This is a genomic window from Ferdinandcohnia sp. QZ13 (assembly GCF_031324165.1).
Classification (GTDB): Bacteria; Bacillota; Bacilli; order Bacillales; family Bacillaceae_L; genus Ferdinandcohnia.
Genome location: NZ_JAVIVW010000001.1, coordinates 1,350,080 through 1,369,073 on the forward strand (window position 1 = coordinate 1,350,080; position 18,994 = coordinate 1,369,073).

Here is an 18,994-nt window from a genome sequence, read left to right on the forward strand (position 1 = left end):
TTTTTTTTCATGAAAACGTGATAAGATAGCTTTATTCAACTAAAGCGATAAAATAGGAGGAATCAACCATGGAACGAGCTTACAATTTTAATGCCGGTCCTTCTGCTCTGCCACTCGAAGTTTTAAATCGTGCACAAGGCGAGCTGCTTAATTTCAAAGGAACGGGCATGTCTGTGATGGAATTAAGCCATCGTAGCAAAGAATATGATCAAGTTCACCAACAAGCTATTTCTGATTTACGTGCCCTTTTACGCATTCCAGATGACTACCAGGTGTTGTTTTTACAAGGAGGCGCTAGTCTTCAATTTTCAATGATTCCAATGAATTTCCTAACACCGGGTAAAACAGCAGACTACATTTTAACTGGTTCTTGGTCTCAAAAAGCACTTGATGAAGCAAATAAGCTTGGAAAAACGAATGTCATTGCATCAAGCAAAGACGAAAAATATAACTATATCCCTGAAGTAAATGGGGACAACCATTCGGCTGACTCAGCATATGTACACATTACCTCTAACAACACAATCTATGGAACACAATGGGAGAAATACCCAACCTACACAGATGTCCCATTAATTGCAGATATGTCTAGTGATATTTTATGCAGAGAAACCAATGTGGAGCAGTTCGGGATGATTTATGCCGGTGCGCAAAAAAATCTTGGTCCTTCTGGGGTAACTGTTGCAATCATTAAGGATTCCCTTTTAACACAAAGTAACAGCAATCTGCCAACGATGTTGGATTACCATACACATGTGAAATCAAATTCCCTTTATAATACACCACCAACTTTTTCAATTTATATGCTATCACTTGTCCTGGATTGGGTGAAGGAACAAGGTGGAGTGCCTGCGATTGAAGCAAAAAACAAGGAAAAAGCAGCACTTTTATATACTACAATTGACGAATCAGATGGTTTCTATAAAGCACACGCAAAGGTTGGCAGCCGTTCCATTATGAACGTGTCATACACACTTCCAAGTGAAGATTTAACGAAAAAGTTCTTAGCACAAGCAAAAGAAAAAGGTTTTGTTGGGTTGAATGGACATCGTTCCATTGGTGGCTGCCGTGCATCCATCTATAATGCGGTTCCATTTGAGTCTGTTGAGGCACTTGCTTCATTTATGAAAACCTTTAAATCAGAAAATTAGAACTTTCAAGTAGGATTATAGTCTGATATAATAAAAGGTAAGATTTTTGCAATAGGCAATGAGTGCACTATTGGAGAATCCCAAAAAATATAGCTTAGAAAAGCTGAGGAGAGATGAGAAATGAATACAAAGGTTTTAGTATTTTTATCATTATTAGTTGGAATGGGTGCTGTTCTGCATACAGTTATGCCTCCGATCTACCTAGGTATGAAACCTGACTTAATGTTAGTCATGATGTTTTTAGGAATTATGTTGTTTCCTGAAAAAAAATACGTTCTGCTTGTTGCGATTGTCGCTGGTGTTATTTCAGCATTAACAACGAATTTCCCAGGTGGTCAAATTGCGAACCCAGTTGATAAGCTAGTATCAGCATTCGTATTCTACGGCATTTTCATGGCTGCAAGAAAGCACACACAATCACTTGTAATGATATGTACTGTTACCGCAGTAGGAATTTTAGTTTCTGGAACTGTTTTCTTGACTACTGCACTGTTTATTGCTGGTCTACCTGGAACATTCATCGGATTGTTCATTAGTGTAGTACTCCCAGCAACTGTAATGGGTACAATTGCAATGGCGATTATTCACCCAGTTGCACAACAAATTATAAAACGTACAAACTTTACAGTAAGTGCATAATCAGACTTTCACAGGGTGTCCGACTAGGTTGTCGGGCACCCTTTTTCTGTCTGTGAATTTTGCTAAAATCGATAGAAATGAATTAAAACCGATAGAACACAAATAAAATCGATAGAAACGAATTAAAACCGATAGAATCAAATTATCGTCGATAGAATTCAAATAATCGCCGTTAAGCTCTCCTATCTTCATCAAAAATCTATGAATTTTAGTGATATCTAGTGAATTTTCATCATATAGTAGAAGTAAAATGTGGGACAAGGAGTGGATGACAATGTTATCAGTACCATGGTTTGTATATGTAGCATTATTTGGAGTCCTTTTTAGTGCATATATGGTGATTCGAACAACAAGAGAAGAAAAGCAGATTGAAGACTCCTATATTGAGCAGGAAGGCAATGTTTACATCGAACGAATGAATGATGAAAAAGAACGACGTTCAAAACGTATCAATAAACCAGAAGCCATGTAAAACGGAAAAGCACTTAACCTACCCTCTCATCGACTTGTAACCTGGATCCGATGGCACCGAGAGGGACAACAAAAAAAGGACCGTTTTGTCATAAAACGGTCCTTTTCCTATGTTTGCCCACTACTTATTCTGCTGCTTCAGTTTTAAATAAATCTTTAAATTCTTTATCCTTTACTTTCACATCTGCACCTTTAATTGCTTTGTCTAAAGCTTTTTGAAGAGTAGCACCGCTTTGATCTGTTTGAAGTAAAGCTCGGCGGATTTCATCTTTCTTTTCCTGATCCATCTTATCGAAACCTTCAGTAGTTCCTGTTACTTTAATAATATGGTAACCATACTGTGATTCAATAATATCGCTTGTTTCGCCTTCTTTAAGAGTAAACGCAGCTTCTTCAAATTCAGGAACCATTCGACCTTTTCCGAACCAGCCTAGGTCTCCACCATTTTGAGCTGTACTATCATCAGAGTATTCCTTTGCTACATCCTCGAATTTTTCACCGCTGTCAAGCTTAGCCTTAACTTCTTCGATCTTCTTTTTTGCTGCTGCCTTTTGTTCGTCAGTTACTTCCGCAGTTGGATTATCAGAGAATTTTGCTAAGATATGGCTAGCCTTAACCACTTCGCCTTCTTTTACTTCAACTTCGTCCAATGCAGCTTTTTCTTTTAGCATGTCAGACTTTAGAAGCTCGCGTACAAAATCTTCCCCGTTTTGCTCAACGATTGCATCAAATTGAGCACCTAGTGCAGCTTGCATTTCCTCATATTTTGCATCCAATTCTTTATCGGTTACTTCATATTTCTCAGATAATACTTTTGTATAAACTAAATCTTTAAGGATAACAGCACCTGCTTGGTCCTTCATAGCATTATATAGTTCATCCTTTGTTACGTTCCCTGCCTTAGTTTCGACAAGCACTGCTGAATCGTCGGCATTGTTACATGCACTTAATCCAAAAATACCTACTGCTGCCGTTAGAGCAATTATTGATTTCTTCATCACACACACTCCTACTATGTACAATTTTTATATACGATTTGTCCAATGGTACAAAAATTACTATAACATACTTTTAAAAAAGAAAGAAAACATTTTCTAAAAAGATATCCAAAAATATGGGACATTCGCACAATCGGATAGGCTTTTGAGGAATAGGATATAGAGAACTGAGTAAAGGCGAGAGCCTTCAAGGTTCAAAACTATAGGTAATTGTGAAAAAGAATTATTAAAGGCGAGACAACCGCCTATTCGTTCACAAATAATTTCGCATAAAATACCGTACTATGGAAAATGGAGGTGTTACTATGGGTTATGCTGGTGGATTCGGTGGTGGATTTGCGCTAATCGTCGTTTTATTCATCCTATTAGTTATCATTGGCGCTTCTTGGGTTTACTAAGAGCTCCTCTGCAATAGGAGATTTTAAAATTTACAAAAAGAAAAGGATGGCCCCAGTAATAAGCCATCCTTTTTCCATTTTCACGTAAATAAGACCTCTACATAAGATGAGATCAACAAAATGGTAATTAAAATATTGATTGTTCGATAAACTTTTGGCTGGCGGTCATCAGGAATTTCTTTTTGCTCACAAAGCCGGTAAGTCATTTGATTAATATAGAACAAAATAAAAGCAGCAAATGGAATATAAAATAAGATCACTCCTAATCCCCCCATCTTCGAATGCGCCTTAGCTTATAAAATCTTAGTTCACTCTAAGTTTCTATTCGTATTTAGTATTTAGCACCCCTGTGAATAGAAAACTTAATTGTGTATTAAGATATCATAGCCGTCCTCTATTTCTTCAACCGTACAAGATCTTGGCGCCTTAACAAACTGTCCTAAATAGATAAAGTCAGGAACACATAATCCAAAATTGATCGCTGCAATAATGGAAAAATAATGAATAAAGCCTGGAAATACTACACATGCACCAAGCATAAGTGCAGTAATAAATAAAAATGGTGTACCCATTACGCAAATAATAAACGGTTTAGAAAGTGAATGTTTTGAACGTGTCGAAACAATTGGAATAATTCCGTACATCCATTTAAACGTTACTGTAAGCTTCTTACCAGATATCCAGAATGGTAAAACATGCAAAGTCACATGTATTGGATAAATCAATAATAAAGCTAATAAAAAATAAATTGCTCCATCTTCTCTAAGTTCAACAGAAGAATACATAAGATTCAATGGCAAATAAAAAAGAATAAATGCTATGAACATTGATATCAAGGATATCAAGATAATTCGATGGAATCCATAATCCTTTGAAAGATTAATGGTTTTCCAGCAAGTCATACTAAATCACCATCCGCAATCATAAGAAGTAAAATAAATAAAAATCATTATGCTAGTTAGATACTCTAAACTTACTAAATTACTTTACTTTGTTTCTCACAAAAATGCAATAGGTATCCAAAAGAACGATAAAATACGAGTTTTTTCGACTTTTTTCGCGTTTTTTGGGTACATTATATATGATAGTTAGGTGATTGATATAACTGGAGTGTGGAATATGGAGACCATTGAAGAACGATTAGCTCGTCTTGAGTATTATCAGTCATTAATCCTACCCCTTTTAGGTGAAAAGTTACCCACTTTTTACAAAATGATTATGGAGGCTGGATTATCGCAAACAGACGTGGAATCCCTGTTACAAACTTGTGAAGAAATGAGCATAGAATATAAAAAACAAAAAGCGGAGGGATTTATTGGTTTCACACCGCTTTTAACTCAATTTGTCGGGATGCTTCATCCGCATTTAGATCCAGAAGCCACAATCAACATCCTAGCACAAGAAAGAAAATATGCCCCGTTGATGCAGGAGTTTAAAGGAATAATCGATACAATCAAATAGCCTTTACATTTCTAATTTCTCTTCAACTCGTTTATAAAGCTTACCATCTACCTCAATAAAGTCATCTTCGAAATTTTTGAAAGACTTTTCAAAGATTTCCATATAATCATCACCGTAAATATTGCGTACAATGCTCATTACTTCAACGATTTCTGGAAACTTCCCGTAAAGTTTTTTAAGTGGTATTGCGCCTTCAAGTACCCCATTTTTACTAGGATTATAGGCTTCCACAATTTTCAAGAAGATTTCTTCTCCTTTTGGAGTTAACTCTATATAAGTGTTACGCTTATCATTTTCCTTCTTTGAAAATTGTAGCAGTCCACGTTCCTCTAACTTTTTAGAAAAGTTAAATGCAGTCGAAACATGCATAACTCCAAATTTAGCAATCTCTGAAATAGAAGCACCTCTTAAATGATACGCTATCCAAATAATATGATGTTCGTTAATATTTAGGTCATAAGGCTTAATCCATTGTTGCCAGTCCTTTTCAATAGACTTCCATAATGCCTTACTAAGTTGTGCGATTCTCTGACTAAAAAGGAGCGCTTCTTTGATGGAGGCCATTTTTTCTTCATGTTTCATAGATCCACCCACTTTTCTATTTTCTCTTATTACTATTATGCCAATAAAATAAAAATTAATAAAGATGTAAATTTACAAAATTTTTAAATTAAGTGAAAAAAATTAGAGTTCACTTGGTTGTAACCGTTTTTTCAAGCTTTTCTAAAGCGCTCTCTATTTCTAAAAGCTCTTTTTGAATATTTTTTTGATTACCTTCAATTTCTCTTTTCCAATGTTCAAATGAGTTTTTAACATCAGCAGAAATTTGGGTTATCGCGCTTACAGCCTGTTTAGTTGATTTTGAAACCTGTTCAGTAAGAGACTTCCCTTCCGAAACTACCTGAGACAGTGATTCAGAAAGATGTCTTTGATTATTTTTTAAAGTCCTTCTAACTTCCTTTCCAGAAGATGGCTTACTTAAAAGGACAGAAACACCACCGATTACACTTCCAATTAACAATCCATAAAAAAGAGATTTGGTTGACGTCATTTTAATCACTCCTTAAAAAACCCATCATTTACAGAATTCCACAAAAAATGCAAAAATCCTTTTTCATTTTCATATTTTTTACAAAATCAGACTTCTCTTTGTAATATCTTTTGTTGGATATACCAACGATCAACTATACTATTGCGAACTAAGACGAAAACAATCTGTTTTCGCTCTTTCCCTTGGTTATCACGATATATTTCAACCTCCACAGGAATCTCGATGCTTAGCCGTCCTTCTAAATCACTTAATGGTAGATAGGACATATTTGTTATTGAAAAGATAGTAATTTCATTCAATTTCTTATATAGCTTCTTATTATTTGAATGAGGGAGTAATGTTTGCTTAATAATTTTCCGGTCTGTTTGATTGATTCCCGCAGCAAATATTTCAATGAGATGATATGGGTCTGCATTGTTGATGTATTCATGAAGCTTTCCACCCGCCTTTAGTAACATAAGCTTGTGAGCTAAATCCGGCTCTTTTGAACCATGGGTGGTACTTCCTAAAAAATGCACACAAAAATGCCCAGGAAAACCGTTTTTTAATGCACCTGCCCCATGTGGCATTCCGTGCATTGAAGCCGCAATCATTTGGTCACCATATTTTACAATAATCGCTCTTCGCTTCCAGCTCCATTTCCCACTATAGATTTTTTTCATGATCTTCGTGTCCTCAAATGTAAGGGGTTGAACATCAGCATGCCTGCTTCCTGCCCTTCTTTGCACACGAAATTGGAGACCGGTTTCTACATCAATAATTGTAAAAAAGGATTTTCTGGGAAGTATTTCATTCACCAAATCCCAAGGAACCATTTCAACTTTAAAGCTCAATGGGCTGTCTTTTTCATCAAACTTTGTTTTTGCCTCGACTGCAAAATATTGGTTTGAAAAAGTTAGCAGAAAAAATAGAAGAATCACCTTTACCATTTTCAGTACCTCTTTTTTTTCATAGCTTTCCATTAAAAATTAGATTCTATTTATAAAAAAACTCGACTCTTTTAAAAAATTGAGTCGAGTTTATCATTTATTTATGGAAGGTTGGTTTATAAAAACTTCTATTATCTAATGCAAAGACGCGTTCTGTAAATTCCCCTGGCTTCACTCGTTCTAATGCACGCTCTAACATGTTCATTTTTGCATCCAAATTGTCTATATAATGAAGAATTTCTGCTTCCTTAATCATCGGAGGCTTTGGACTTCCCCATTCTGCTTTTCCATGATGGCTGAGAATGACATGTTGAAGTACGGTCACTTCTTCTCCTTCGATACCAAGCTCTTTTGCTGCCTGTCCAACTTCGTTAACCATAATGGATATATGTCCTAATAAATTTCCTTCCATTGTATATGTTGTTGAAATAGGACCTGATAGCTCTGTTACCTTACCTAGGTCATGTAAAATAATTCCTGCATATAATAAGTCTGTATCAAGCGAAGGATATAGGGTGGCAATTGCCTTCGCTAAGTCAAGCATTGAGACAACATGATAGGCTAAACCAGACACGAATTCATGATGATTTTTAGTTGCAGCTGGATATTCATAAAAGGCAGCTTGATGTTTTTTTAATAGATGTCTTGTAATTCTCTGGATATTTGAATTCTTCATTTCAAAAATATATTGTGTAATTTTTGAAGCCATTTCATCCTGTGGTACTGGTGCAACTTCAAGGAAATCTGAAATCGCAACTCCATCTAAATCTGTTACAGGGCGAATATTTCGGATTTTCAACTGGTTACGTCCACGATAACTATTGATTTCCCCTGCGAGTCTTACCATATTTTGTGCTGCATAGTTAACCTCATCTTCGGGAGTTGCATCCCAAAGCTTTGCCTCAATCTCCCCGCTTTTATCTTGAAATATTAGCGTTAAAAAGGGTTTTCCGTTACTTGCAATTCCTTTAGTAGACGATTTGATAAATAAAAATACATCAACCTGCTGTCCAACATCATAATGAACAATGCCTTTTACCATAGGTTCTCCCCCTGCTTGTCATTTTTATCTTAAAATTCCCTAATGAAATTTCTCTGTTTCTATCAAAATTATAGCACACTTTTGTGGTTAACCCTGAGTTCTTCGGTACCTAATTTGATAGGTTCAACTCCTTTAAATTCTTCCATAACATGTTGATGGCATGTAAATAAAAGAACCTGATTGTCCTTTGATAGCTCATTGATTAAGAGAACAGCACTTGAAAGTCGGTTTGAATCAAAATTAACAAAACTATCATCAATTATAAAAGGATAGGATTGATTTGGATGCATCGTATTAGCAAGTGAAAATCGAAGAGCCATATATAATTGTTCTGATGTCGCCTGGCTAAGTTCATTTGGTTTATATCGAAGTCCATTTTCATCCTCAACAATAAAACCATCTATTTCATTATCTAGATAGATTTTTTTGTATCTTTTCTCTGTTAATATTGAAAAATAATGCTCAGCCTTTTCAATAACCTTCGGAAGTCGTAGTTTTCGATACTGATCTACTGTTTTAGATAGTATATCCTTTGCAATGGCAAGTGTTGCCCATTTTTTCGCATGTTCCTTGACCATTGATTTACTTGCCTCATAGGAATGAAGAAACTCTGCATAGGTTCCACCTTCCTCAAGTTCTTGCACTCGATGAAGAATAACAGACAACTGTCGTTGCCCCTCTTTTTCACGGCCATGAAGTTGATTGAGTTCGGCTGACATTTCTTCAATCCAATTTTGATAATTAGTTTCTACGTTACAATTGTCCACTAACTCTCCAAACCGTTCGAGCTGAGATTTAAGAATATTCATTCGTTCCTTAATTTCTTTAGCGTGTTCATTTGCTTGTCCTTTTGACCGAAACTTTTCTTCGTTGGACACCTCTGCCATATCCCACAAAACGCGGCATTCCTTTTGAAGGTGATCAATTTCTAAAGTAAGCTCAGAAATCTGGTCAGTTGTATCCTTTAATTTCGCTTCAATCTGCAAAAGCTGTTCATACTTCCTTTTTTCTTCCTGTAATTGAATTGCCAATTGATCGATTTTGATAGAATCCTGGTCTAGAATATTTAACTGCTTTGCCACTTCATTTATTTTTTGATGAAAGATAGAAAGTTCTTTTTGCAGTTCATCTTTTTGTTTTAATAGCTTTCCTTTACTTAAAACCTTGTCACGTATTGCCTCGAGGATTTGAAAAGCATCCATTAATCGTTCACTTGATATTTGGTGTGGAAGTCCGTATGTATTCTTTATGTTTGTAGCTTTTTCGTCAATAGAAAAGCCTACTTTCTCCCATTCTTCAAACTCTGTAAGTACCTTTTCATATGCACGTTCATTTTGATGTAGAGTAACCTTTTCAATTTCAATTTGCTGTTTAACCTGTTGATCGTGCAGAAGTCTTGCCGTATTATCCTCATGATCTAATGGATTGTAGTTTTTAAGTTTTTCTTGGACAGCATCTAGCTTTTTCATTAGATTTTCTCTATCATCCTTAAGCGCATGAACAATAGAGGACGACAACTGTGAGGTGACCATTTTTCCGATTGGTAGCATAAGAAGAGCTAAAACCGTTAAAATTCCACCCGTTAGCCATTCTTGTGAGATATAAAAATAGACCGCTGCTAGAAGCATCGCGAAACCAATTCCGTAGAATATACGGGTTAGCTTCGTCTTATTCTCCTTTTCTTTTACTGTCACTCTTTGGATTTGTTGATTGATTCTATTTACTTCGTCTTCAATTAAGTCTTTTTCTTTTCCTAGGCTTTCAATCTCTGTAAATTGTTTTTTCTTTTTCTCAAGGACTTCTTTTTCCTCACCAGATAGAATTTGCTTATTAAGTTCCTTAAGCTTATGTTCACTATTTTCTAAAGCATCCTTTGCTTTAGAAAAGTGATCATCTAGGAAATGCTTCTGCTGTTTATGGCGCGCTGTTTCGGAAACAATGTCTGAAAACAAATCCTTTGCTGCAATACTTAGGTCAAGTTCCTGTACCCTTTCTTCTGATATCTCTAGATTGAGTCTACTATTTAATTGTTTCGTTTCTTCCTTAATTTGTAGGAGTTCTTTCGTTACTAACTGTAGCCTGTTTTGTTTTTCAGCAAACAAGCTCTTATTTTCAACCAATTCCACAATTTGCTGTTCATTTTCAAGATATCGCAAGGAAAGTTGGATTGAGCTCTTTTCCTTTTCCAATTCAATTAATTTGGTTTGTAGCGTTTTTAGTTGTGCTTCATAAGGCTTAATCAGTGCCTGTAGTTGTTCAAAACGCTTCAATCCATCCTCTGGGTAGGGCTCATATACAGGTAAACCTGTCAATTGATATTCTAAGGTTTGATATTCTTCTACAATTGGCTGAATCGATTGTAGTTTTTCCGACTCCTGAATTTTGTCTCTTAGGAAGTGTTTTCTAGCTTCTAGGTTTCTTAATTCATTTTCAACTCGCTGCTGTTCTTCTAGCAATCCCTCATATTCATTGTTTTTTTCTTGCCACTTCGAAACTTTTACATGTTCATCCTTTAGCCGATTCAATTCCATATTAAGGGGAGGATTCTTCCCTTTGGGTTTATATAAAAGATCCATTTCCTTTGTTAGTTTATTTTGTAATTCAAGCAAGGCGTCTGTTCCAACTGTTCCAGCGGAAAATAGAAATCTACCGACATCCTCACTTTTTAAGCTATGTACACCTTGAAGCCCATGGATATTGAAAGAATATACATTTTGGTAAAGGCCTTTATCCATTCCCTGGAAGAGCTCAGAAATAAAGTCCTCTCCTCTAACCGTTCCATCGGGTAAATAAACGGATACATCCCCTGCCGCTTTTCCAGGCAGTCTTTCAACCATAACCGCTCCATATTCATCAGTTTGGAGCAACAGCTTTCCACCGTATTTTGATCCTGTTTTCGGAATATAGCGTTGTTCATTTTGTTGCTTCGTTGGAAATCCAAATAAAATGCTATGAATAAAAGACATAAGCGTGGATTTTCCAGCTTCATTTTGGCCATAAAAAACTTGAAGAGCAGGTGATAGATTTCCGATTTCCACATTTTCCAGTTTTCCATATCCATAAATCTGAATGCCAATAATTCTCATATCATCACCTCCTATTTGAGTGGTATAGTTCCCGAAGAATTACATTTTCGGCATCCTGAAGAATTTCCTGCAATTCTTCACTCGTAAAAGCGTCGATATACCTGCGAAAGCTTTGGTGGTTCCTCAATGGAAGTAGCGCTTGATTAAAATCCTCATAGGTTTCCATGTTTTCTAACAAATCGCCAATAAAATGAGAATCCTGCCTTAGTTTTTCTCTATTAAATTCCAATTGAGTGTGTTGTTTTATTTCTACTACATAAACAACGTTCTTTCCTGTTATGTCATCGTTTAAAAGGGATACTAGATCTTCTTGCATTCCTTTTTCTTGAAGTTGATCATGGAGTGGCCCTACTCCTGTAAATTCAATCGTTAAAAATAAGCCTTGATCTTCTTTCCGAAGAGTATCTATATGGGCAAATGTTTGATCCACAAGTTGGTCAAAACTAGCAACCTCTGAAATATCGATGGTTGTATTTTCCCAGGTAATGTCTGAGGTTGGGAAAAATAAGTACTCTGCTCCGGTTTTCGAAAGGTTTACAAGATAACCGCCTTTTTCACCTGTTTCTTTTTTATGTCTTCCTTGAATATTGCCGGGGTAGATAATAGGTGGATCCTCGGAAAGAATCTCCCGAGTGTGAATATGTCCAAGAGCCCAATAATCAAATCCTTTTTGCTGGAGATCCGAAAGTAAGAATGGCGCATAGCGGCTATGAGCACTTTCCCCTTCCCTACTTCCGTGTAAGATGCCTATATGAAATGGCGCGTTTTCTCGTTTTTCATAGGAAGAGGTTTTGTTTTCAAGCACGGCTCTCTTTGTATAACTAAAACCGTAGATGTTCGCAAGTGTTTCCCCATTTTTTATATAAGGCTTCACTTCGACATTTTCATTTTGAAACACATGGACATTACTTGGCCATTCAAAATGTGGCCAGTTTCCGCCAAGATGGTCGTGATTCCCATGGGTGGCAAAAACTTCAATATGATGTTCCTGTAGACGCTCCATTTCCTTTCGAAATCGGGACTGCGCACGAAGGCTTCGGTCTTCTCCATCGAATAAATCTCCAGCAATCACTACGAAATCTACCTTTTTCTCAATGGCGATATTGATTAACCGCGTCAAGGAAGTAAAGGTACTTTCTTGTACACGTTTAAATAGTTCTGATGGTGTGTTTGCTAAACCTGAAAACGGACTGTCCAAATGCAAATCCGCAATATGTAAAAAAGTGATCGTATTCATTTCAACGCTCCCTTTATCCTGTTACCTTTATTCTACCACCACCAAGATGCGAATGCACGTTCTTATTCCATGAATTTTTCACATAAAAAAACGAAGGGAAGGATCCCCTCGTTTTAGTTGGAGCCAAAAGAACCGTACCTCTGGTCCTTATTTATCATTCTTTGTTAGTTGCAGGGCTTTCTTAATGTCTTTGTAGGAGGATGATTTGCCGTACATTAGGACTCCTCCACGGTAAACTCGTGCTCCGAAAATCGCTAGTAGTGTAATGGTTAGTACTAGAATTCCGATTGATAATGCGATTTCCCATGCTGGTAGTGTAAGCATTCCAACACGTAGGAACATGATCATTGGTGCAAAAAACGGAATAAATGAGGTAATCGTAATCACGGATGATTCCGGTTTTGTTAGACCAAACATCGCAATCATAAAAGCCGCAACAATTAATAAGGTCATTGGAGTTATCATTTGTTGAACATCTTCAATACGACTTACCAATGAACCTAAAAAGGCTGCAAGTGTTGCAAATAGGAAATAGCCTAAAATAAAGAAGACTCCAGCGTAAACAAAGGGTGAAATTGGCAGGTCACCGAAGCCAAACACTTCAAAAAATCCGCCATCCATTCCACCCATGCTTTGCTTTAAGGAACCGTACCCAACTGCCAAAATGACTGCGAATTGAGTTAAACTTAGGAGGGCAATACCAAGAATTTTCCCGAACATTTGTTTAATCGGAGAAACACTTGAAATGAGAATTTCCATCACACGGGATGATTTTTCGGTCGCAACCTCCATCGCAATCATATTTGCATACATGATGACTGCAAAATAGATGACAAATAAAAGGACATAAACTAATCCGCGTGCTTGATTAAGCTCTTCCTCAGATTTTGCATTTTCTTCTAGTGCTTGTTTTTCAAATTGAACAGGTGCATATAGCTCATTAATCTGCTCTGCAGATAATCCCGCTTTTGTCGTTGCAATTGTCACCTTCAATTGCTGAAGAGCCTGTTCAAGCTGCCCAGTTATTTCTGAGTCAGTAATCGATGGAGCTTTATAAATCCCTTGGGGAAGCCCATCAGGCGTCTCTGTTAATAGGAGATAACCTGTAATTTCTTCAGCTACAACCCGTTCTTTTGCTTCCGCTTCAGTTCCATCCATTTTTTCTATAATAATGTCACTCGCCATAGGTGTTAAAGTCTGTTCATATGCCTGATAAAGTTCGTTTGACTCCGTTAGAACCGCAACATGGCTTGTTTCATCTTTATCAAATTTTTCAATGATGGTTTGAATGTTTGCAAGACCAAAAATAATCAGTGCAGTTATCAATGTGGTGATGATAAAAGATTTCGTCTTTAATTTACTCACATATGTGTGCAAGAGAATAATCCAAAACTTACTCATAGGAAGCACCTACCTTTTCGATAAAAATATCATTTAAGGAAGGTTCTTCTAATACAAACTTTCGAACAAAACCTTTTCCTGCAATTGAATCGAGGATTTTTTGTGAAATTTCTTCACTTTCAACCTGTAAATGAAGTCCCTCCGCTGTTTCCTTAGCCTTTGTAACGCCTGCTAATGTTTTTAAATGACTAATATCAAAGTCAGCGTGCACAATGACATTTTTCTTTCCAAACGAGCGCTTAATTTCCTTTAATGACCCATGGACAACAGGTCTTCCGCGGTGCATGATACATAAATGCTCGCATAATTCCTCAACATGCTCCATTCGGTGGCTGGAAAACACAATTGATGTTCCAGCATTTTTCAAATCCACAACCGCTTCCTTTAGAAGCTCAACATTCACAGGATCGAGTCCACTGAATGGCTCATCAAGAATTAGAAGCTTTGGATTATGAATCACAGATGCGATAAATTGTATTTTTTGCTGGTTTCCTTTTGAAAGTTCCTCAACTTTTTTTGTTGCATATTCAGGAACCTTAAACCGCTCTAGCCAGTAATCAATTTGTTTTAATATATCTTGCTTCTGCATACCACGCAGTCGTGCTAGATAGACAAGCTGATCACGTACTTTCATTTTCGGATACAGACCTCTTTCTTCTGGCAGGTAACCAATCATATGGCTTGTATCATAATTAATTTTCTTCCCATCCCAACTGATTCGTCCTTCACTGACATCTAATAATCCTAAAATCATCCGGAATGTTGTCGTCTTTCCAGCACCATTTGCGCCTAAAAATCCGAACATTTCGCTCTCTGGTATTTCTATTGACAGATCATCGACGGCAGTGAAGCTACCGAATCGTTTCGTCACATGTTCTAGTTGTAATGCCATTTGTTCTCCTCCTTTTCCAGTAGTATCTACGTTTATGTAGGAAAAAAGTTTCACCAAATGATCATACCATAGTCGTTCACTTGATTTTTGTTGCGGGAAAATTCGCAATCTACTACACTTTAAGTAACAGCAGACTTTTTACTTTGGGGAAGGGGAATCTAACATGAATTATGTGTTAACTGTGTTTGATAAAACGGGAGAAAAATTACTTGAAGAAACTTTTGAAGCGGCTACTGAAAAAGAAGCGAAGGAAATGGGAGAGAATATCCTTAAAGAAAAAAAATATTTAGAGACGACTCACCGGTGCACAAGTTCTTCTGGGAAATTAGTGTTGTTCCATCGTTAATCAGGTATTTCAGGTGGGTTGCTTTTTTAATGAGAAAGCCCCGCTGATCTTTCAGCGGGACTCTTCATTATTCACCAGTAAACATTGGTTTTCTTTTTTCTAAAAAGGCTTGAATACCTTCGCGGTGGTCCTTTGTATTTCTCATTGCTTGTTGGCCTTGTTTCTCTAATTCTAGTATTCTTTCAAGCTCTTGCAAGTGCATTTGATTGTAGATGGATTTGGTTTGAATCATGGCTAGGATTGGTCTCTTTTTCCACTTTTTCAACTTGTGAAGGACAGCTGTTTGCAGTTCTTCCTCTGCAACCTCATCAATTAACCCAATATGCAAAGCTTCCCCAGGTGACAATTGCTTTCCTTCCCATATCACATGTTTAGCTTTTGCTTCACCAAGTCTTTTTTCAAGGAAGAAATGTGCACCTCCATCTGGGATCAGACCAATACGGATAAAATTCATGGCTATACTTGAAAGCCGATCAGCAATAACATAGTCAGCTCCTAATGCAAAGCTTAACCCAAGTCCTGCCGCTGGTCCATGGATTGCACTGATTACGAGTTTAGGTAATAAATAAAGTGTTTTCATGATTTCAGAAATAAGTCCCATCACATGCTCAAAAGCATGATCATCCGTAGAACTTAACATTGTTTTTATATCCCCACCAGCCGAAAATGCGCGTCCGCTTCCTGCTAATACTAGGATATCGACTTCATCATTGGCAGCAACAGCCTTTAAACTATGTAAAATCTCATTTAACATATCAAAATCCATTGAATTTAGTGAATCTGGGCGATTAAGAGTAAGGTATGCTACTCGCTCTTCCATGTGTAGAAATACTTTTTCAACTTGTTCGGTTGTCATTGATATGCCCCCTTAGGTGGTGTTTCTCTTATTATACAATTATAACAATATAAAAGAAACCGTTTTCAAAAATTAAACCATCCAACTAAATATTGGATGGTTCATTACGGGTTTGATATCCTCTGAATGTATCCAGTTGCGCACCTCTTTACAAACCTTGCGTGCTCACTTTTCCTAAGACGAACTTCTTTACTGCATTTACCCTCTCATCCAAATAATAATCCTGCATGATTATTTCACTTGTGATAAATGCTCCTTCAGTTGGTCCCTAAGTGCTCTCTTTAAAAACTTCCCTACCGATGTTTTCGGAATCTCATCCATGAAGATGATATCATCCGGTAACCACCATTTTGCAAATTGTGGCTTTAGAAACTCATACAACTCTTCCTTTGTCGTTTGCTCCTTTGCAGCATCCTTTAACACAACACATGCCACTGGCCGTTCTTGCCATCTTTCATGGGGAACTGCGATAACTGCCGCTTCAAATACAGCCTTATGGGCCATAAGTGCATTTTCAATATCGACAGAGGAGATCCATTCCCCACCGCTCTTGATTAAATCTTTTGTTCTATCAACAATCTTTACAACGCCTTCTTCATCGATTGTAACAACATCCCCAGTATAGAGCCATCCATCACGAAACGCTTCGTTTGTTCGCTCATCCTTGTAATACTCATCGGCAATCCAATTTCCTCTTAACAAAAGCTCTCCCATTTCTTTTCCGTCATTGGCAACCTCCCCGTTTGCTCCAACGATTTTCATTTCCACTAACGGTACGAGAGACCCTTGTTTTGAACGGATTTCTAATTTTTCTTCTTCAGGCAAATCATTTTGGTAGCTTTTTAGACGGGATAAAACAACAAGTGGTGTCGTTTCTGTCATCCCATATGCATGGATAAACGGGATTTTATATTTTGATTCAAATGCTTTAATAAGTCCTTTTGGTGCTGCCGAACCACCACATAGGATGCGGGTCAAACTACTCGTATCGTAATTTCCTTGCTCTAATTCATTAAGAAGTCCAAGCCAGATTGTAGGGACCCCAGCAGTCATAGTTACCTTCTGGGAATCGATTAATTCAGCTAAGATTTTCGGGGTGAAATATGGTCCTGGCATCACAAGTGTTGTTCCAAACCACACCGATGCAAATGGCAAGCCCCAGGCATTTACATGGAACATCGGTACAACCGGCATTGCGATATCACTTTCCGATAAACCAGCGTTATCTGCAAGGCCCAGCGCCATACTATGCAACACGACTCCACGGTGGGAATAAACAACCCCTTTCGGATTTCCTGTTGTTGCAGATGTATAACACATTCCAACCGGATCATTTTCATCTAAATCTTTCTTAAATTCGAATGACGGGTCTCCTTCACTAATAAGTTTTTCATAATGAAAGAGTGGCTCCAGGCTCGATTCTGGTAATTCGTCCTTATCCGTCATGACGACATAAGCTTCAACTGATTTTAATTGGTCCTTTACTTTTTCTAATAGAGGAAGTAAGTCTTCGTCAAAAAGTAAAACCTTATCCTCAGAATGATTGATAATATAGACAATATGCGCAGGTGAAAGACGAATATTAATGGTATGCAAGACTGCTCCAATGCCAGGGATGGCAAAATAAGCTTCAAGATGTCGATGATGATTCCATGCTAATGTTCCAACACGCTCTCCTTTCTTTACACCTATTTTTTCTAGGGCACTTGATAATCTACGTGTTCGCTCACCTATTTCCTTATACGTATGGGTTACAATTCCAGATGCAGTTCTCGATACAACTGTTTTCTTTGGAAAATACCTTTCCGCGCGCTCGAGCATTGAAGAAACTAGCAATGGTATATTCATCATCATACATTCCCCCACTTCTATATTTTTAAAAGTTAAAGCCCCATATTTTTCACGATGATGGTTTTCATAATTTCATTTGTACCTGCATAAATGGCCGATACCGGAGTGTCACGATACCTTCTAGCAATCTCGTATTCCTCCATATATCCATAGCCACCATGAAGATGCATACATTCAGCTGCTACCTTTTTTGCCATATCGGTTAACCACCATTTTGCCATTGAAACCTTTGTCACCACATCCTTTCCAGCAATATGTTGTTCAATTAAATCATCTAAAAATGTTCTGCCAATCTCAATTTCTGTCGCCATTTCGGCGAGCCTAAATTGAATATGTTGAAATTTACTAATCGACTTTCCAAATGCCTCGCGATCTTTTACATATTTCAAGGTTAGATTTAGCATTGTTTCCGCTGCGATTTGGGCTGATATCCCAACTATCAGACGTTCCTGCTGGAGTTGCTCCATTAAATAATAAAAACCCTTTCCTTCCATTCCAATAAGGTTTTCAACAGGAACTTTTACATCCTCAAAAATAAGTTCTGCTGTATCTTGGGCATGAAGCCCAACCTTATCAAGCTTTCTCCCTCTAGAAAATCCAGGAGTATCCCTTTCAACTACTAACAAACTAATCCCTTTGTGTTTTGCACTTGGATCTGTTTTACAAACCACTACAACCAAATCGGCGTGAATGCCATTGGTGATAAATGTTTTCTGACCATTGATAATATAATGATCACCTTTCTTTACAGCAGTTGTTTTAATCCCCGCTAAATCAGAGCCAGCACCCGGTTCTGTCATGGCAATCGCTGTGATGATTTCACCTGAAATACATTTTGAAATCCATTTTTGTTTTTGGTCTTCTGTTCCATATTCATTCAAATAAGGAACCACAATGTCACTATGAAGACCTATTCCAATCATACTTGCTCCGACTCGTTCAAGCTCTTCATTTATAACGACTGAATAGGCAAAATCAGCGTTAAAGCCCCCATACTTTTCATCGACCCATGGGCAAAGGAACCCATTCTCTCCCATTTTTGTCCAAAAGGACCGTGGAATCATCCTGTCCTTTTCCCAATCGTCATAAAAGGGGTAGGCTTCTTTATCAAGGAACTTCCGAAAAGCATCTCGAAAAATGTGGTGCTCTTCTTGCAAATAACGTGCAGTCATCGCTATCCCTCCT

The 18,994-nt window shown here is 37.3% G+C and carries 20 protein-coding genes; 6 read left to right on the plus strand and 14 right to left on the minus strand.

The window, feature by feature from the left end; genetic code table 11:
• Positions 1-68: 68 nt before the first annotated feature.
• From serC to RGU12_RS06485, 3 genes are all read left to right on the plus strand, one after another.
• A complete protein-coding gene (gene serC, locus RGU12_RS06475; protein ID WP_309535334.1) occupies positions 69-1,151 on the plus strand; it encodes a 3-phosphoserine/phosphohydroxythreonine transaminase in 1,083 nt (360 codons plus the stop codon).
• A gap of 120 nt (positions 1,152-1,271) precedes the next feature.
• Positions 1,272-1,790 (plus strand): tryptophan transporter, encoded by a 519-nt coding sequence (locus RGU12_RS06480; protein WP_309535335.1) that lies wholly within the window; start codon positions 1,272-1,274, stop codon positions 1,788-1,790.
• Between the two features lie 274 nt (positions 1,791-2,064).
• The gene (locus RGU12_RS06485; RefSeq protein ID WP_116351293.1) at positions 2,065-2,262 is read left to right on the plus strand and encodes a sporulation YhaL family protein; all 198 of its coding nucleotides are present in this window, start codon (positions 2,065-2,067) and stop codon (positions 2,260-2,262) included.
• A 124-nt stretch (positions 2,263-2,386) separates the two neighbouring features.
• Here RGU12_RS06485 and RGU12_RS06490 read toward each other — a convergent pair whose 3' ends face one another.
• A complete protein-coding gene (locus tag RGU12_RS06490) occupies positions 2,387-3,259 on the minus strand; it encodes a peptidylprolyl isomerase (protein WP_309535336.1) in 873 nt (290 codons plus the stop codon).
• Between the two features lie 305 nt (positions 3,260-3,564).
• Between RGU12_RS06490 and RGU12_RS06495 the strand changes: the two genes are divergently transcribed.
• A complete protein-coding gene (locus RGU12_RS06495) occupies positions 3,565-3,657 on the plus strand; it encodes a YjcZ family sporulation protein (protein WP_116351295.1) in 93 nt (30 codons plus the stop codon).
• A gap of 80 nt (positions 3,658-3,737) precedes the next feature.
• On the opposite strand, the gene RGU12_RS06500 is transcribed toward RGU12_RS06495, so the two are convergent.
• Together RGU12_RS06500 and RGU12_RS06505 are read right to left on the minus strand one after the other, a co-directional pair.
• The gene (locus tag RGU12_RS06500; protein WP_396232308.1) at positions 3,738-3,932 is read right to left on the minus strand and encodes a hypothetical protein; all 195 of its coding nucleotides are present in this window, start codon (positions 3,930-3,932) and stop codon (positions 3,738-3,740) included.
• Between the two features lie 87 nt (positions 3,933-4,019).
• A complete protein-coding gene (locus tag RGU12_RS06505) occupies positions 4,020-4,559 on the minus strand; it encodes a DUF3267 domain-containing protein (protein ID WP_309535337.1) in 540 nt (179 codons plus the stop codon).
• Between the two features lie 217 nt (positions 4,560-4,776).
• On the opposite strand from RGU12_RS06505, the gene RGU12_RS06510 reads away from it, so the two are divergent.
• Positions 4,777-5,118: a DUF1878 family protein gene (locus RGU12_RS06510; protein WP_309535338.1), complete on the plus strand. Its 342-nt coding sequence runs from the start codon at positions 4,777-4,779 to the stop codon at positions 5,116-5,118.
• A gap of 3 nt (positions 5,119-5,121) precedes the next feature.
• On the opposite strand, the gene RGU12_RS06515 is transcribed toward RGU12_RS06510, so the two are convergent.
• The 8 genes from RGU12_RS06515 to RGU12_RS06550 form a co-directional block, all read right to left on the minus strand.
• Positions 5,122-5,700, minus strand: coding sequence for an HTH-type transcriptional regulator Hpr (locus RGU12_RS06515; protein ID WP_189655158.1), 579 nt, complete (start codon positions 5,698-5,700; stop codon positions 5,122-5,124).
• 109 nt (positions 5,701-5,809) lie between these two features.
• Positions 5,810-6,169, minus strand: a complete 360-nt coding sequence (locus RGU12_RS06520) for a YtxH domain-containing protein (protein ID WP_309535339.1) — start codon at positions 6,167-6,169, stop codon at positions 5,810-5,812.
• An 86-nt stretch (positions 6,170-6,255) separates the two neighbouring features.
• The gene (locus tag RGU12_RS06525; RefSeq protein WP_309535340.1) at positions 6,256-7,098 is read right to left on the minus strand and encodes a hypothetical protein; all 843 of its coding nucleotides are present in this window, start codon (positions 7,096-7,098) and stop codon (positions 6,256-6,258) included.
• Positions 7,099-7,195: 97 nt separating this feature from the next.
• A complete protein-coding gene (yhaM, locus tag RGU12_RS06530; protein ID WP_309535341.1) occupies positions 7,196-8,140 on the minus strand; it encodes a 3'-5' exoribonuclease YhaM in 945 nt (314 codons plus the stop codon).
• A 68-nt stretch (positions 8,141-8,208) separates the two neighbouring features.
• Complete coding sequence (locus tag RGU12_RS06535) at positions 8,209-11,226, minus strand: ATP-binding protein (protein WP_309535342.1); 3,018 nt, start codon at positions 11,224-11,226, stop codon at positions 8,209-8,211.
• 4 nt (positions 11,227-11,230) lie between these two features.
• Complete coding sequence (locus RGU12_RS06540; protein ID WP_309535344.1) at positions 11,231-12,463, minus strand: metallophosphoesterase family protein; 1,233 nt, start codon at positions 12,461-12,463, stop codon at positions 11,231-11,233.
• A gap of 147 nt (positions 12,464-12,610) precedes the next feature.
• Positions 12,611-13,864, minus strand: coding sequence for an ABC transporter permease (locus tag RGU12_RS06545; protein ID WP_309535345.1), 1,254 nt, complete (start codon positions 13,862-13,864; stop codon positions 12,611-12,613).
• Positions 13,857-14,756, minus strand: coding sequence for an ABC transporter ATP-binding protein (locus RGU12_RS06550; RefSeq protein WP_309535346.1), 900 nt, complete (start codon positions 14,754-14,756; stop codon positions 13,857-13,859). Before RGU12_RS06550 ends, RGU12_RS06545 begins: the two co-directional genes overlap by 8 nt.
• A 163-nt stretch (positions 14,757-14,919) precedes the next feature.
• Between RGU12_RS06550 and RGU12_RS06555 the strand changes: the two genes are divergently transcribed.
• A complete protein-coding gene (locus tag RGU12_RS06555) occupies positions 14,920-15,102 on the plus strand; it encodes a YhzD family protein (protein ID WP_309535347.1) in 183 nt (60 codons plus the stop codon).
• 67 nt (positions 15,103-15,169) lie between these two features.
• On the opposite strand, the gene RGU12_RS06560 is transcribed toward RGU12_RS06555, so the two are convergent.
• The 3 genes from RGU12_RS06560 to RGU12_RS06570 form a co-directional block, all read right to left on the minus strand.
• Positions 15,170-15,958 (minus strand): enoyl-CoA hydratase, encoded by a 789-nt coding sequence (locus RGU12_RS06560; RefSeq protein ID WP_309535348.1) that lies wholly within the window; start codon positions 15,956-15,958, stop codon positions 15,170-15,172.
• 231 nt (positions 15,959-16,189) lie between these two features.
• Positions 16,190-17,809 carry a long-chain fatty acid--CoA ligase gene (locus RGU12_RS06565; RefSeq protein WP_309535349.1) on the minus strand — a complete coding sequence of 540 codons (1,620 nt, stop codon included), beginning with the start codon at positions 17,807-17,809 and terminating at the stop codon, positions 16,190-16,192.
• Positions 17,810-17,841: 32 nt separating this feature from the next.
• A complete protein-coding gene (locus RGU12_RS06570) occupies positions 17,842-18,981 on the minus strand; it encodes an acyl-CoA dehydrogenase family protein (RefSeq protein ID WP_309535350.1) in 1,140 nt (379 codons plus the stop codon).
• Positions 18,982-18,994 lie beyond the last annotated feature (13 nt).

Bases quoted from the DNA above. Each gene is read 5' to 3' on its own strand.
- RGU12_RS06505 (WP_309535337.1), bottom strand. From the start codon at position 4,559: ATGACTTGCTGGAAAACCATTAATCTTTCAAAGGATTATGGATTCCAT.
- RGU12_RS06520 (WP_309535339.1), bottom strand. From the start codon at position 6,169: ATGACGTCAACCAAATCTCTTTTTTATGGATTGTTAATTGGAAGTGTA.
- RGU12_RS06480 (WP_309535335.1), top strand. From the start codon at position 1,272: ATGAATACAAAGGTTTTAGTATTTTTATCATTATTAGTTGGAATGGGT.
- RGU12_RS06485 (WP_116351293.1), top strand. From the start codon at position 2,065: ATGTTATCAGTACCATGGTTTGTATATGTAGCATTATTTGGAGTCCTT.
- RGU12_RS06570 (WP_309535350.1), bottom strand. From the start codon at position 18,981: ATGACTGCACGTTATTTGCAAGAAGAGCACCACATTTTTCGAGATGCT.
- RGU12_RS06525 (WP_309535340.1), bottom strand. From the start codon at position 7,098: ATGGTAAAGGTGATTCTTCTATTTTTTCTGCTAACTTTTTCAAACCAA.
- RGU12_RS06540 (WP_309535344.1), bottom strand. From the start codon at position 12,463: ATGAATACGATCACTTTTTTACATATTGCGGATTTGCATTTGGACAGT.
- RGU12_RS06565 (WP_309535349.1), bottom strand. From the start codon at position 17,809: ATGATGAATATACCATTGCTAGTTTCTTCAATGCTCGAGCGCGCGGAA.
- RGU12_RS06550 (WP_309535346.1), bottom strand. From the start codon at position 14,756: ATGGCATTACAACTAGAACATGTGACGAAACGATTCGGTAGCTTCACT.
- RGU12_RS06500 (WP_396232308.1), bottom strand. From the start codon at position 3,932: ATGGGGGGATTAGGAGTGATCTTATTTTATATTCCATTTGCTGCTTTT.
- RGU12_RS06495 (WP_116351295.1), top strand. From the start codon at position 3,565: ATGGGTTATGCTGGTGGATTCGGTGGTGGATTTGCGCTAATCGTCGTT.
- RGU12_RS06555 (WP_309535347.1), top strand. From the start codon at position 14,920: ATGAATTATGTGTTAACTGTGTTTGATAAAACGGGAGAAAAATTACTT.
- RGU12_RS06515 (WP_189655158.1), bottom strand. From the start codon at position 5,700: ATGAAACATGAAGAAAAAATGGCCTCCATCAAAGAAGCGCTCCTTTTT.
- RGU12_RS06490 (WP_309535336.1), bottom strand. From the start codon at position 3,259: ATGAAGAAATCAATAATTGCTCTAACGGCAGCAGTAGGTATTTTTGGA.
- yhaM (WP_309535341.1), bottom strand. From the start codon at position 8,140: ATGGTAAAAGGCATTGTTCATTATGATGTTGGACAGCAGGTTGATGTA.
- RGU12_RS06545 (WP_309535345.1), bottom strand. From the start codon at position 13,864: ATGAGTAAGTTTTGGATTATTCTCTTGCACACATATGTGAGTAAATTA.
- RGU12_RS06535 (WP_309535342.1), bottom strand. From the start codon at position 11,226: ATGAGAATTATTGGCATTCAGATTTATGGATATGGAAAACTGGAAAAT.
- RGU12_RS06510 (WP_309535338.1), top strand. From the start codon at position 4,777: ATGGAGACCATTGAAGAACGATTAGCTCGTCTTGAGTATTATCAGTCA.
- serC (WP_309535334.1), top strand. From the start codon at position 69: ATGGAACGAGCTTACAATTTTAATGCCGGTCCTTCTGCTCTGCCACTC.
- RGU12_RS06560 (WP_309535348.1), bottom strand. From the start codon at position 15,958: ATGACAACCGAACAAGTTGAAAAAGTATTTCTACACATGGAAGAGCGA.